The organism is Arthrobacter antioxidans (assembly GCF_023100725.1).
Classification (GTDB): domain Bacteria; phylum Actinomycetota; class Actinomycetes; order Actinomycetales; family Micrococcaceae; genus Arthrobacter_D; species Arthrobacter_D antioxidans.
In genome coordinates this window covers 2,374,226-2,386,548 of the sequence record NZ_CP095501.1, presented here as the reverse complement: position 1 = coordinate 2,386,548, position 12,323 = coordinate 2,374,226, and the positions used below count along the sequence as shown (strand labels likewise).

Sequence of the window (12,323 nt, the reverse complement as noted above, 5' to 3'; positions counted from 1 at the left end):
ATGGTGGCGGCCAGGATCGCACGATCAGGGCTCCGGACAATGCGATCCCGAGGGCCGGTGGACGTACTCCGGATGCCGATATCCGGGGAATGCGAGCGAGCCACCTCGAAGCCGCAGGGGCCGGGCGATAGACTGGCGCCATGACTATGCCTGCTGATCCCTTTGCAAACGATCCACGCGATCCCGGCACCGGCGGTTCGACTGCGACCATCGAGCGTGAGGAAGTCCGCCAGGAGGTGGAGCCCGGCGACGCAGAGCGCTTCGCGCACTATGTCCGCAAGGAGAAGATCATGGAGTCCGCCTTCACCGGCGAGCCCGTGATCGCGCTCTGCGGCAAGGTGTGGACGCCCGGACGCGATCCCGAGAAGTTCCCCGTATGCCCCGAGTGCAAGGAGATCTACAACGGTCTTCGCCCGGGCAAGGACAAGCCGAAGGACTGACGGCGCCCGGCCGGCGCGTCCCACCGCGCCGGCCCCTGGTCGGCGCCACTGGCGCGTCCCGAAGGGAGCAACCCGCACCCCGCGGCGGACGCGCCCCGACCTGAACCCGAGGTGACATGAGCAAGGCCGCGAGTACGTCCGCGGGCGCGACGGGACGGGCGATGTCGCCCGAACTGCGGCCCCTGACCATCGGGATCCTGGCGATCATCACGTGCGCGGCCTTCGAGGCGATGGCCGTGGTGACCGCCATGCCCTCGGTGGCCCGTGAGCTCTCGGGGGAGTCGAGCTACGGCCTGGCCTTCTCGATGTACCTGACGGCGTCGCTGCTCGGCACCGTCGTCGCCGGTTCCTGGTGCGACCGCAGGGGACCCCGGCCCGCCCTCGCCGTCGGCCTGGGCCTCATGATCCTCGGGCTGCTCGCAGCCGGTGCCGCACCCGCCTTCTGGCTCGTGACCGTGGGCCGTGCCATCTCGGGGCTGGGCGGCGGGTTCATGATCGTCGCGGTCTACGTGGTGATCGGCCGGTCCTTCCCGGAGAAGGCGCGGCCCGTGGTCTTCGGCTGGCTTTCGGCCGCCTGGGTCCTGCCGGCGCTGATCGGCCCGGTGGTGGCGGGGTTCGTGACCGAGCAGGTCGGCTGGCGCTGGGTGTTCCTCGGCGTCGCGCCGATCGTGCTCGCGGCGGTGATCATCGTCTGGCCGAAGACGAGGGACCTCGGTCCGGTCGAGGCCCCCGACGCCGGATCGGCGAAGGCCCGCACCCTGCGAGGGCTCGCGCTGGCGTCCGGTGTCTTCGCCGCGCAGTGGTCACTCGTCCATCTCGCCGACACCGAGGATCCCGGCGGTGCCACGGTGGCAGGGCTGGTGAGCCTCGCGGCCGCCGGAGTCGTCGTCGCCCTCCTCGTGCTTCCCGCCCTCCTGCCGAAAGGCACGCTGGTCCTGGGGCGCGGCCTGCCGAGCATCATCGCCACCCGCGGCTTCGTCAACGTCGCGTTCTTCGGCACCGAGGCCTTCATCCCGCTCATGCTCGTCAGCTCCCGCGAGGTCAGCCCGGGGATGGCCGGCCTGACCCTGAGTGCCGGAGCGCTCGGATGGAGTGCCGGATCCTTCGTCCAGGCGCGCGTGACGTTCCGCCGCCAGTGGCTGCTGGTCGCCGGGTCCTCCATCCTGTCCCTGAGCCTCGGCGGCTTCGCCCTGGCCACGGCGGTGGAGGCGCCGCTGTGGGTGCTGGCCGTGGTGTGGGGGCTGTCGGGCTTCGCCATGGGCATGACGCTCTCCAGTACGTCCGTCCTGGTGCTCAAACTCTCGGCGTCGAACGAGCAGGGCCGCAATTCGGCAGCCCTGCAGATCTCCGACCAGCTCGGCGGGGTGGTCGGCACGGCGGGCGCGGGAGCCCTCTTCGCCCTCCTGCACGACGACGCCGACCCGGGTCACGTCCCGACCTTTGTTGCGATCTGGCTGGCTCTCTGGGTGTTCACGGCAGCAGGTATAGTTTCGGGTCTGAGAGGGGCCCGGTCATCAGGTGACGGCCCCGGTCTCGCCCCCAGCAAGCCAATGGAAGGTACTGTCCCGGCGTGAGTAGTGACACCCTGTTCGGTGCCGGCGCAGCCCTGCCCCCCGCATACCCGGAGCGCGCGGCCTGGGGGACAGCCCCCAAGCTGCGCCAGTGGCAGAGCGAGGCGCTGGAGAAGTACTTCCAGGAATCGCCGAGCGACTTCCTCGCCGTCGCCACACCCGGTGCCGGCAAGACCACCTTCGCGCTCCGCGTGGCGACGGAGCTCGTGGAGCGGGGCATCGTCAACCGGGTCACCGTCGTGGCCCCCACCGATCACCTCAAGCGCCAGTGGGCGGACGCCGCGGCGCGGGTGGGACTCTCGATCGACCCCAACTTCAAGAACGCCGACGGACGCCACGGCGGAGCGTTCATCGGTGTCGCGGTGACCTACGCGCAGGTCGCGAGCAAGCCCATGCTGCACCGCGCCAAGACGGAGGCCGCCCGCACGCTCGTGATCCTCGACGAGATCCACCACGGCGGCGACGCCCTCTCCTGGGGCGACGGCATCCGCGAGGCGTTCGAGCCCGCGACCCGCCGCCTCGCCCTCACCGGGACGCCCTTCCGCTCGGACACCGCGGCCATCCCGTTCGTGGAATACGCCGAGGACCGCGACGGCATCCGCCGCTCCCGCGCCGACTACACGTACGGCTACGGCCAGGCCCTCAAGGACCACGTGGTCCGCCCCGTCATGTTCATGGCCTACTCGGGCCAGATGCGCTGGCGCACGAGTGCGGGCGAGGAGATGGCGGCGTCCCTCGGCGAGGCATCGGTCACGAAGGACATCACCGCCCAGGCCTGGCGGACGGCACTCAATCCGGCGGGCGAGTGGATCCCCGCCGTCCTCGCAGCCGCGGACAAGCGGCTCACCGAGGTGCGGCGCACCGTGCACGACGCCGGCGGACTCGTCATCGCCACGGACCACGACGACGCCCGCGCCTACGCCGGCCAGCTCAAGCGGATCACGGGGGAGTCCCCGACCGTCATCCTGTCCGACGACGCCAAGGCGTCCTCGAAGATCGAGGAGTTCTCCGCGGGGGACAAGCGCTGGATGGTCGCGGTGCGCATGGTGTCCGAAGGCGTCGACGTCCCGCGCCTCGCGGTCGGCGTCTACGCGACGTCGACGGCCACTCCGCTGTTCTTCGCCCAGGCCGTGGGCCGGTACGTCCGGGCGCGACGGCGCGGGGAGACGGCGTCGATCTTCCTCCCCTCGGTACCCAACCTGATGGCGCTGGCCAACCAGCTCGAACTCGAGCGTGACCACGCGCTCGACCGGCCCGAGAAAGACGACGAGGGGTTCGGCCTCGAGGACGCCCTCATGGAGGCCGCGAACCGCGAGGACAAGGCCTCGGACTCCCTGACCAAGCAGAAGTTCGAGGCGCTCGAATCGCAGGCGTCCTTCGACCGCGTCCTCTTCGACGGCGGCGAGTTCGGCACCGGCGGCGAGATGGGCAGCGAGGACGAGCAGGACTTCCTGGGCATCCCGGGACTGCTCGACGCCGACCAGGTGGGCCAGCTGCTGCGCCAGCGCCAGCAGGAGCAGCAGTCGCGCAGGAAGTCCCGGCCGGCCGCAGCGCCCGCCGCCGAACCGCTCGTGGTGGATCACCGCCAGCTCACCGAACTGCGGGGCCAGCTGGCCAAGAACGTCTCGGCGTGGGCGGCCCGCACGGGGATGCCGCACGGCCAGGTCCACACGGAGCTGCGGCGCCAGTGCGGCGGACCCGCCGTGGCGCAGGCCAACGAGGACCAGCTCCAGCGCCGCCTGCAGAAGCTGCAGGACTGGTTCATCGGCAAGAAGTAGGCGGGAAGCAGGGAAGACGGCGAAGGCCGGGCCGGGAGAACCGGCCCGGCCTTCGCCGTGAGGGAGCTAGCGGACCAGCTCGGCGCCCGCGGCTTCCAGCTCGTCGAGCGTCTCCTCCGATTTGTCCTCGTGCACGCCCCGCGTGAGGTCGACCGGCACGGTGACGGAGTAGCCGGCCTGGAGTGCGTCCAGCGCGGTCGCCCGCACGCAGTAGTCCGTCGCCAGGCCCACGACCACCACGTCGTCGACGTCGTGGTCCCGCAGCCAGTCGTCGAGGGTCTTCGGATCCTCATCGCCGCTGTCCACGGCCGCGCCGCCGAGCTTCTGGTCGCCCGTCGGCACCTCGTCGTCGGGAGCCTTGACGCCCTCGAAGCCGGAGTAGGCGGCCTCGAACCGGCCCTTGCGGAACACCGCGTCGATGCTCTCGGTGTCCAGGTCCGGGTGGAAGTCGGAGCCCTTGGTGTCCGCGACGCAGTGGACGGGCCAGGAGTCGACGAAGTCGGGCGTCTCCGAGAAGTGGGTCCCCGGATCGATGTGCCAGTCCTGCGTGGCGACGATGTAGTCGTACCGCGCAGCCTGCCCGTCGATGTGGTCACTGATGTCGGCGGCCACCTGCGCACCGCCGTCGACGGCGAGTGAACCGCCCTCACAGAAGTCGTTCTGGACGTCCACGATGATCAGGGCGCGCGTCATGATGCTGCCTCCTCGTACTCGGTGGGGATGACTGGTTCGCCGCGCTGCAGCCGCCGGACGGCTCCCGGCAGTTCGGCGATGGAGCGCAGGTGCTGCTCGGCGGCGCGGGTGACGGCCTCCGGCCCGGTCCAGCCGGGCAGGACGACGCCGTCGGTGACGAACTGCTGCGTCAGCGGGCGGTCGTTGCCGTCGTCGGCCGGGGTGATGCCGATGCCCACGATCTCGGCCTGCGCCCTGCCGTGCTCGTCGAGGCGGCGCAGTGCGAGCTTGTGCCCGCCGACCGAGGCCTTGTTCTTGGCCGCCTTCGCGACGGACACGAACCTGCCGCTGTCGTCCTGCCGGCTCACGAGTTTGTAGACCATGCCGGCGGTCGGCGCGCCGGAACCGGTCACGAGGGAGGTGCCGACGCCGTAGGAGTCGACGGGCGCCGAGGCGAGCAGCCCGATGGCGAACTCGTCGAGGTCGGAGGTCACCACGATCTTGGTGGTGTGGTTGCCGAGGTCGTCGAGCAGTTCGCGCACCCACCGCGCCTGGGCCACGAGGTCGCCGGAGTCCAGGCGGACGGCGCCCAGCTCCGGGCCCGCCACCTCGACGGCCGTGCGGACGCCCTGTTCGACGTCGTACGTGTCCACCAGCAGCGAGGTGCCGCACCCGAAGGCGGCGACCTGCGCCTCGAAGGCCGCCCGCTCGGAGTCGTGGAGGAGCGTGAAGGAGTGCGCGGCCGTACCCACCGTGGGCACGCCGTACCGCCGGCCGGCCTCGAGGTTGGACGTGCTGGCGAAGCCGCCGATGATCGCGGCGCGGGCGGCGGCGACGGCGGATTCCTCGTGCGTGCGGCGCGATCCCATCTCGATGCACGGGCGTCCCGCCGCGGCTCCCGTCATGCGGGAGGCCGCCGAGGCGATGGCGCTGTCGTGGTTCAGGATCGAGAGGATGAGCGTCTCGAGGATGCAGGCCTCCGCGAACGTCGACTCCACCGTCAGGATGGGGGAGTTCGGGAAGTAGGCCTCGCCCTCCGCGTACCCGGAGATCGACCCGGTGAAGCGGAAGTCGGCGAGCCAGGCGAGCGTGGCGTCGTCCACGATCCGGTGGTCGCTGAGGAACGCGAGCTGCGGGTCGTCGAACCGGAAGGCGGCCAGCGCCTCCAGCAGCCGGCCCGTGCCCGCGACGACGCCGTAGCGGCGACCCGCCGGGAGGCGCCGCGCGAAGGCCTCGAACACGGAACGGCGGTGGGCCGCACCCGAGTGCAGCGAGGCCTGCAGCATGGTGAGTTCGTACTGGTCGGTGAAGAGCGCACTGTTCGGCGCGGTCACCGCCGGCGGTGTGGGACCGGCAGCGGCCGGCGGGTTCGTGGTCAGGGCATCGGTCACCCTGAAAACGATAGCCGGGCGTCCGCCGAGAGAGTACCCGGCCACCCGGTGCGGGCGAGCCGCCCTAGAATGGCGCTTATGACAGTTGGCTTTGCAACCGGTACCGACACCCAGGAAGCGGTGGGGACGGCCGAGAAGACCGACCTCGACCAGCCCTGGGTCGTGGTGGTGTGGAACGACCCCGTGAACCTCATGAGCTATGTGAGCTTCGTCTTCCAGTCCTACTTCGGCTACAGCGAGGCCAAGGCCCGCACGCTCATGCTCGAGGTGCACGAGCAGGGCCGCTCCGCCGTCGTCTCCGGCAGCCGCGAGAAGGTGGAGCAGGACACCGTAGCCCTCCACTCGTACGGACTGTGGGCCACCTTCGAAAAAGCCGGAAGCGAGTAGGCGCACCCCATGGCGAAACCCTTCAAATCGACGCGCCGGGGCATCACCGGAGCGCTGGAGCCCGGTGAGGCGCGCCTGCTGGGCGCCCTCCTCGACGACGTCATCTCCATGCTCGAGCCCGAGACGGCGCCCAGCGAGGATCCACTGGCGGCACTGATCGGCATGTCCGGTGCCGACGCCGACGCCACGGCCCCCGACGATTCCGCCGTCCGACGCCTCCTGCCGGATGCGGTGCGCGGCGACGACGACGAAGCGCTCGCCTTCCGCCGCCTCACGGAGCGCTCCCTGCGGGAGCAGAAAATCGGTGCCCTCCGCAGCAGTGCGCTGCTCATCGAGTCCAGCCCCATGACGCTCACCGGCGAGCAGGCACGGCTGCTCGCCCAGGCCCTCAACGACGTCCGTCTGGTCCTCGCCGACCGCCTGAGCATCCAGACGGAGGAGGACGCCGAACGGCTCCACGACATCGCGGACTCGAAGGACGTCGACGACGTCGAGTCCTACCTCGCCCTCGTCTACAACTTCATCACCTGGCTCCAGGAATCGCTCGTGCAGGCGCTGCTGAAAGCGGCGAAGCTGGAGCGCTGACCCGGCGGTCCACCGGACCGGCCGCGGGCTGTCGAACCGGAGGCTGTGACAAAACCCACGGATCGGCGAATAGTTTTCAACGGCGGCACGTCATATTGTCGAAGGATTATGAGCCCTGAGCCAACGAACACGGACCGCAGCGAGGCGCCCATCGGGATCTTCGACTCCGGCGTCGGCGGACTGACGGTCGCCCGAGCGGTCATCGACCAGTTGCCCCACGAATCCGTCATCTACGTCGGTGACACCGCGAACGGCCCGTACGGCCCGCTGCCGATCGCCCGGGTCCGGGCGCACGCGCTCGGTGTGATGGACGAACTCGTCGACTCCGGCGTCAAGCTGCTCGTGATCGCCTGCAACTCCGCCTCCGCCGCGGTCCTCCGCGATGCGCGGGAGCGCTACACGGCGCGCTACGGCATCCCCGTGATCGAGGTCATCCAGCCCGCGGTGCGCCGTGCCGTCGCCGCCACCCGCTCGGGCAGGATCGGCGTCATCGGCACGACGGCGACCGTCGGCTCGCGCGCCTACGAGGACACCTTCGCGGCCGCGCCGCACCTCGAGATCACCTCCGTGGCCTGCCCCGCGTTCGTCGAGTTCGTGGAGGCCGGTGTCACCGGTGGCGAGGCCCTCCTGCGGACGGCGGAGGAGTACCTCCGGCCGCTCAGAGCCGCGGGTGTGGACACGCTCGTGCTCGGCTGCACCCACTATCCGCTGCTGACCGGCGTCATCTCCTACGTCATGGGCGACTCCGTGACCCTGGTCTCGAGCGCCGAGGAGACGGCCAAGGACGTCTACCGCGCCCTCGTCTCGCACGGCCTCGAGCGCGAGACCACCGCACCGGGCGTGCACCGCTTCGTCGCGACCGGCGACGCCGCCAGCTTCGAGGTCCTCGCCCGCCGCTTCCTCGGCCCCGAGGTGCTCAGCGTGCAGCACGTGGACCATGTGGCCGCGCAGTACCCGACAGGCAGCCTCGCGCGGATCACGCCCGAGATGATCGCAGCCGCAGGGTTCCCCCCGGCATGAAGCTCACGATCGTCGGGTGCAGCGGCTCCTTCCCCGGCCCCCAGTCGCCGGCGTCCTGCTACCTGCTCAGCGCGCAGTGGCAGGGCCGTACCTGGCGGATCCTCCTCGATCTCGGCAACGGGTCGCTCGGCGCCCTGCAGCGGCACATGGACCTCCGCGAGATCGACGCCATCTTCCTGTCCCACCTGCACCCCGACCACTGCATGGACCTGTGCGGACTGCACGTCGCCGTCCACTGGGATCCCTCCGGCTGGGGACTGCCCCGCATCCCCGTGTGGGGTCCGGCGGCGACCGCGGACAGGATGGCGAGCGCCTACGGCCTCGAGCTCGACCCGGGCATGCACGAGGACTTCGACTTCCAGTCGTGGACCGACCGCGGCCCGGTGACGGTGGGGCCCTTCACGATCACCCCGTACCAGGTCCTCCACCCCATCGAGGAGGCGTACGCGCTGCGCGTCGAGGTGGCCGAGACCGATGCGGAAGGCGTGGACCGCACCCGCGTCATCACCTACTCCGGCGACACCGATGCGTGCGACGGGCTCGTGGATGCCGCCCGCGACGCGGACATCTTCCTGTGCGAGGCCGCGTTCCACGAGGGCCGCGACGACGGCATCTCCGGAGTCCACCTCACGGGCAAGCGGGCCGGCGACGTCGCCACGCGGGCGGCGGCCAAGCGCCTCCTCCTGACCCACCTGCCGGTCTGGAACGATGCCAACGTCGCCGTGAGCGAAGCCCGCGAGAGCTACGACGGCCATCTCGCCGTCGCCGTCGCCGGCGTCTCCTACACCGTCTGAGGGGCCGGTCCCACCGGGCCGGGGACGTGCAGCAGACGGTCCTGCCAGCGATCTCCCATGTGCTCCCGTCTAGACTGGGAGCCATGACCCCCGCGAATCAGACGTCCGTCCCTGCCCCCGTGAGCACCGCCCCCGTCCTCCGCGCGGACGGCCGGGCACCCGATCAGCTGCGCACCATCACCATCACGCGGGGCTGGTCGAAGCAGGCCGAGGGATCGGCGCTCATCGAGTTCGGCAACACCCGCGTGCTCTGCACGGCGTCGCTGACCAGCGGGGTGCCGCGGTGGCTCAAGGGGGAGGGCAAGGGCTGGGTGACCGCCGAATACGCCATGCTTCCCCGCGCCACCAACACGCGGTCCGACCGCGAGTCGGTCAAGGGGAAGATCGGCGGCAGGACGCACGAGATCTCCCGGCTGATCGGACGATCGCTGCGCTCCGTCATCGACACGAAGGCGCTGGGCGAGAACACCATCGTCCTCGACTGCGACGTCCTCCAGGCCGACGGCGGGACGCGGACGGCCGCGATCACCGGGGCGTATGTGGCGCTCGCCGACGCGATCCGGTACGCCAAGGACAAGAAGCTCATCCCCGCCTCGGCCTCCCCGCTCACCGACACCGTGGCCGCCGTGAGCGTCGGCATCATCGACGGCGTCCCCATGCTCGACCTGCCCTACGTCGAGGACGTGCGCGCCGAGACGGACATGAACGTCGTCGTCACCGGGTCGGGGACCTTCGTCGAGGTCCAGGGGACCGCGGAGGGCGCGCCCTTCGACCGCGCCGAGCTCGACGCCCTGCTCGACCTCGCGCTGGTGGGCACGGCCCAGCTCACGCAGATCCAGATCGACACCCTCCGGGACTCCCAGGGTGCCTGAGCAGTCCCGGCCGCGGCTCGTCCTGGCCACCCGCAACGCCGGCAAGCTGCGTGAGCTGCGCGAGCTGCTGCGCGGGCAGGTGCCCGGGCTCGACGTCGACACGCAGGTCGTCGACGCCGCCACCGTCGGCGCCCCGGACGTCGTGGAGAGCGGCGTCACCTTCGAGGAGAACGCCGCGCTGAAGGCCGAGCAGACCGCGCGGGCCACCGGCCTCCTCGCCGTCGCCGACGACTCGGGGCTGGCCGTGGACGTCCTCGGCGGAGCGCCGGGCATCTTCTCCGCCCGCTGGGCGGGCCGGCACGGCGACGACGCCGCCAATCTCGATCTCCTCCTGGCGCAGCTCGCGGACATCCCGGAGGAGCGGCGCGGCGCGGCCTTCGTCTGCGCTGCGGCCCTCGCCCACCCCGACGGCGCCGCCGGGCACACCGAGCGCGGCGAACTGCGGGGATCGCTCCTGGCCGCCCCGCGCGGCGCGGGCGGTTTCGGGTACGACCCCGTCCTCGTGCCCGAAGGCCTCGACCGCACGTGCGCGGAGCTCGCCCCGGAGGAGAAGAACGCGATCAGCCACCGCGGCATCGCGTTCAGGGCGCTCCTGCCGCACCTCGTCGAGGCGCTGTCCTGACCGGGGCGCCCGGCCCACCCGCACGATGGACCTTCAGCACCACCAGCACCACTGATCAGCACCGCCAGCCAGCACCGCACGTCCCGCAGGACGGGCCATGAGAGGGACGGATACACCGTGAGCATCACCCAGACAGTCCAGACGATCCACGTCGCAGCGGCGACCACGACGTCGGACGGCTCGGCCCTCGGCGCCGTCACGGACTGGGCGGTGAACCTGATGGAGACCATCGGGGCGCCCGGTGCGGGCCTGGCGGTCGCCCTCGAGAACCTCTTCCCGCCGCTGCCGAGCGAAGTGATCCTGCCCCTGGCAGGCTTCACCGCCAGCCGCGGCAACTTCTCCCTGTTCGAGGCGATCCTGTGGACCACCATCGGTTCGGTGGTCGGCGCCTACGCGCTGTACGCCCTCGGGGCCTGGCTGGGCCGGGACCGCATGCGGCGGCTCGTGTCCAAGGTGCCGCTCATCGACCTCGAGGACGTCGACAAGGTGGAGGCCTGGTTCAACCGGCACGGGTACAGTGCCGTCTTCTTCGGCCGCATGATCCCGCTCTTCAGGAGCCTCGTGTCCATCCCCGCGGGCATCGAGCGCATGCCGGTCGGCAAGTTCCTCCTGCTCACCGCGGCCGGAAGCCTCATCTGGAACTCGATCTTCGTGCTGGCGGGGTTCTACCTGGGGGAGAACTGGCACATCGTGGAGCAGTACGCGAGCACGTTCCAGAGGATCGTCATCATCGGCATCATCCTGTTCCTCCTCTACTTCGTCGTCTCGAAGGTGCGCAAGTACCGCGCGAAGAAGCGGATCCAGTGACCGGGGAGTCCGCCGCCGGTGCCGCTGCGGACCCCCTCGTCGGCATCTGGCCGCTGTTCGGTCTCGTCCTCACGACGCCCCGGCTGGTCCTCACCCCGGTCCGCGACGAGCATCTGCCGGAACTGATCGACGCCGTCCTCGCGGGCATCCACGACCCGGGGGAGATGCCCTTCAGCGTCCCGTGGACGGACGCGCCGCGGGAGGTCCTGATCACGGAGACGGCGAAGCACCAGTGGCGGCTCCGCGCCGGGGTCTCGACGGACGCCTGGGCCATCAACTTCGCCGTCCTGCACGATGGCCGCGTGATCGGTGTGCAGGACCTCACCGCCCACTCGTTCCCGTTGCTCCGTCGCGTCGGCTCGGGCTCATGGCTCACGCGGTCCGCCCAGGGCCTGGGGCTCGGGACCGAGATGCGGGCGGCCGTGCTCCAGTTCGCCTTCGACCACCTGGGCGCGACGTCCGCGGTGTCCGAGGCCGCGGCGTGGAACGGCGCCTCGCTGGGCGTGTCCACCCGGCTGGGCTACGCCCTGAACGGGACCACGCTCGTGGAGGCCCGTTGCGGGGAGGTCGATGTGCAGCAGAACCTCCTGCTGGCCCGCGAGGACTTCGTCCGGCCGGGCTGGGTGGCCGGCGTGCAGGGCGTCGAGGCGGTCCTGGACCTCCTCATTCCCGGAACGCCGGACTGACGGGCCGCCCCTCCGCGAGCAGGCGCGAGAGGTCCGACGACGGCTCGAACAGCAGCCCGTGGATGCCCATGCCCTTCGCCGCGGCGATGTTCGCGGGCGCGTCGTCGACGAAGGTCACCTGCCCCGGGGCGGCCTGGAGCTCGGCGAGGACGCGGTCGAAGATCGCGGGAGCGGGTTTGACGAGCCGCAGCGACGAACTGAAGAAGCTGTGCCGGAAGAGCCTCGTCCACGGGGCGCCGGCGAACTGCACAGCCATGGCCGCCGGCATGTTGGACAGCAGCGCGAGGCGCTCGCCCCGCGCGTCCAGATCCTCGAGGACGTCGAGCGTCTCGAGGTTCAGGTGTGACCACTGGTTCGCGTCGAGGACGTCCAGCCACGCGGAGCGGGCGGGCTCGATGCGCCGGCCGCGCACGAGCGACCAGTACTCGTCGGAGGTCAGGGACCCGGCGTCGTAGGCGCCGCGGTGCCGCCAGTAGGCGGACGCCGGCTCCTGCAGGCGGTCGACGCCGACCGCCTCCGCGAGCAGGTCCCAGTCCTGGGGTGTCGGGGCCGTGGAGATCACGTTGCCGTAGTCGAAGAGGTACCACCGGTGCGGACTGTCAGTGCGGGCCATGGTCCAGCATAGGAACACGCACCGCGATAGGACGCCGCTGCCGCGGTGAACTTCGGGTGAACGGCAGGCGCGGGGGCGGCGGTAA

At 71.0% G+C, this 12,323-nt stretch carries 14 protein-coding genes; 11 read left to right on the top strand and 3 right to left on the bottom strand.

All coding sequences use genetic code 11. The features are described 5' to 3' along the window. Positions 1-140 precede the first annotated feature (140 nt). From MWM45_RS10940 to MWM45_RS10930, 3 genes are all read left to right on the top strand, one after another. Positions 141-440: a DUF3039 domain-containing protein gene (locus tag MWM45_RS10940; RefSeq protein ID WP_043446040.1), complete on the top strand. Its 300-nt coding sequence runs from the start codon at positions 141-143 to the stop codon at positions 438-440. Positions 441-556: 116 nt separating this feature from the next. After that, on the top strand, positions 557-2,014 hold the full coding sequence (locus MWM45_RS10935; protein ID WP_247826465.1) for an MFS transporter: 1,458 nt from the start codon (positions 557-559) through the stop codon (positions 2,012-2,014). Further along, on the top strand, positions 2,011-3,789 hold the full coding sequence (locus MWM45_RS10930; RefSeq protein WP_043446037.1) for a DEAD/DEAH box helicase: 1,779 nt from the start codon (positions 2,011-2,013) through the stop codon (positions 3,787-3,789). Before MWM45_RS10935 ends, MWM45_RS10930 begins: the two co-directional genes overlap by 4 nt. A gap of 66 nt (positions 3,790-3,855) precedes the next feature. On the opposite strand, the gene MWM45_RS10925 is transcribed toward MWM45_RS10930, so the two are convergent. Next, on the bottom strand, positions 3,856-4,482 hold the full coding sequence (locus MWM45_RS10925; protein ID WP_247826464.1) for an isochorismatase family protein: 627 nt from the start codon (positions 4,480-4,482) through the stop codon (positions 3,856-3,858). Beyond that, a complete protein-coding gene (locus MWM45_RS10920; protein ID WP_247829211.1) occupies positions 4,479-5,747 on the bottom strand; it encodes a nicotinate phosphoribosyltransferase in 1,269 nt (422 codons plus the stop codon). The genes MWM45_RS10925 and MWM45_RS10920 overlap by 4 nt, the downstream gene beginning before the upstream one ends. A gap of 183 nt (positions 5,748-5,930) precedes the next feature. On the opposite strand from MWM45_RS10920, the gene clpS reads away from it, so the two are divergent. The 8 genes from clpS (at position 5,931) to MWM45_RS10880 (ending at position 11,625) form a co-directional block, all read left to right on the top strand. Next, positions 5,931-6,239 carry an ATP-dependent Clp protease adapter ClpS gene (gene clpS, locus MWM45_RS10915; RefSeq protein ID WP_043446031.1) on the top strand — a complete coding sequence of 103 codons (309 nt, stop codon included), beginning with the start codon at positions 5,931-5,933 and terminating at the stop codon, positions 6,237-6,239. Positions 6,240-6,248: 9 nt separating this feature from the next. Further along, the gene (locus tag MWM45_RS10910; protein ID WP_043446028.1) at positions 6,249-6,824 is read left to right on the top strand and encodes a DUF2017 domain-containing protein; all 576 of its coding nucleotides are present in this window, start codon (positions 6,249-6,251) and stop codon (positions 6,822-6,824) included. 108 nt (positions 6,825-6,932) lie between these two features. Then, positions 6,933-7,844: a glutamate racemase gene (gene murI / locus MWM45_RS10905; RefSeq protein WP_247826463.1), complete on the top strand. Its 912-nt coding sequence runs from the start codon at positions 6,933-6,935 to the stop codon at positions 7,842-7,844. Next, positions 7,841-8,638, top strand: coding sequence for an MBL fold metallo-hydrolase (locus tag MWM45_RS10900; RefSeq protein WP_247826462.1), 798 nt, complete (start codon positions 7,841-7,843; stop codon positions 8,636-8,638). The genes murI and MWM45_RS10900 overlap by 4 nt, the downstream gene beginning before the upstream one ends. Positions 8,639-8,721: 83 nt before the next feature. Then, positions 8,722-9,510 carry a ribonuclease PH gene (gene rph / locus MWM45_RS10895; RefSeq protein ID WP_052274368.1) on the top strand — a complete coding sequence of 263 codons (789 nt, stop codon included), beginning with the start codon at positions 8,722-8,724 and terminating at the stop codon, positions 9,508-9,510. Beyond that, the gene (rdgB, locus tag MWM45_RS10890) at positions 9,503-10,132 is read left to right on the top strand and encodes an RdgB/HAM1 family non-canonical purine NTP pyrophosphatase (RefSeq protein WP_247826461.1); all 630 of its coding nucleotides are present in this window, start codon (positions 9,503-9,505) and stop codon (positions 10,130-10,132) included. The genes rph and rdgB overlap by 8 nt, the downstream gene beginning before the upstream one ends. Positions 10,133-10,249: 117 nt before the next feature. Next, positions 10,250-10,939, top strand: a complete 690-nt coding sequence (locus MWM45_RS10885) for a DedA family protein (protein ID WP_418909685.1) — start codon at positions 10,250-10,252, stop codon at positions 10,937-10,939. Next, positions 10,936-11,625 (top strand): GNAT family N-acetyltransferase, encoded by a 690-nt coding sequence (locus tag MWM45_RS10880; protein ID WP_247826460.1) that lies wholly within the window; start codon positions 10,936-10,938, stop codon positions 11,623-11,625. The genes MWM45_RS10885 and MWM45_RS10880 overlap by 4 nt, the downstream gene beginning before the upstream one ends. Here the strand turns inward: MWM45_RS10880 and MWM45_RS10875 are convergent. After that, positions 11,603-12,238: an HAD family hydrolase gene (locus MWM45_RS10875; protein ID WP_247826459.1), complete on the bottom strand. Its 636-nt coding sequence runs from the start codon at positions 12,236-12,238 to the stop codon at positions 11,603-11,605. The two genes, MWM45_RS10880 and MWM45_RS10875, sit on opposite strands and share 23 nt — an antisense overlap. Positions 12,239-12,323: the final 85 nt, after the last annotated feature.

What these genes read in the sequence shown, in the direction of transcription:
- MWM45_RS10940 (WP_043446040.1), top strand. Translation starts at nt 141, where the DNA reads ATGACTATGCCTGCTGATCCCTTTGCAAACGATCCACGCGATCCCGGC.
- MWM45_RS10935 (WP_247826465.1), top strand. Translation starts at nt 557, where the DNA reads ATGAGCAAGGCCGCGAGTACGTCCGCGGGCGCGACGGGACGGGCGATG.
- MWM45_RS10925 (WP_247826464.1), bottom strand. Translation starts at nt 4,482, where the DNA reads ATGACGCGCGCCCTGATCATCGTGGACGTCCAGAACGACTTCTGTGAG.
- MWM45_RS10920 (WP_247829211.1), bottom strand. Translation starts at nt 5,747, where the DNA reads ATGCTGCAGGCCTCGCTGCACTCGGGTGCGGCCCACCGCCGTTCCGTG.
- clpS (WP_043446031.1), top strand. Translation starts at nt 5,931, where the DNA reads ATGACAGTTGGCTTTGCAACCGGTACCGACACCCAGGAAGCGGTGGGG.
- MWM45_RS10910 (WP_043446028.1), top strand. Translation starts at nt 6,249, where the DNA reads ATGGCGAAACCCTTCAAATCGACGCGCCGGGGCATCACCGGAGCGCTG.
- murI (WP_247826463.1), top strand. Translation starts at nt 6,933, where the DNA reads ATGAGCCCTGAGCCAACGAACACGGACCGCAGCGAGGCGCCCATCGGG.
- MWM45_RS10900 (WP_247826462.1), top strand. Translation starts at nt 7,841, where the DNA reads ATGAAGCTCACGATCGTCGGGTGCAGCGGCTCCTTCCCCGGCCCCCAG.
- rph (WP_052274368.1), top strand. Translation starts at nt 8,722, where the DNA reads ATGACCCCCGCGAATCAGACGTCCGTCCCTGCCCCCGTGAGCACCGCC.
- MWM45_RS10875 (WP_247826459.1), bottom strand. Translation starts at nt 12,238, where the DNA reads ATGGCCCGCACTGACAGTCCGCACCGGTGGTACCTCTTCGACTACGGC.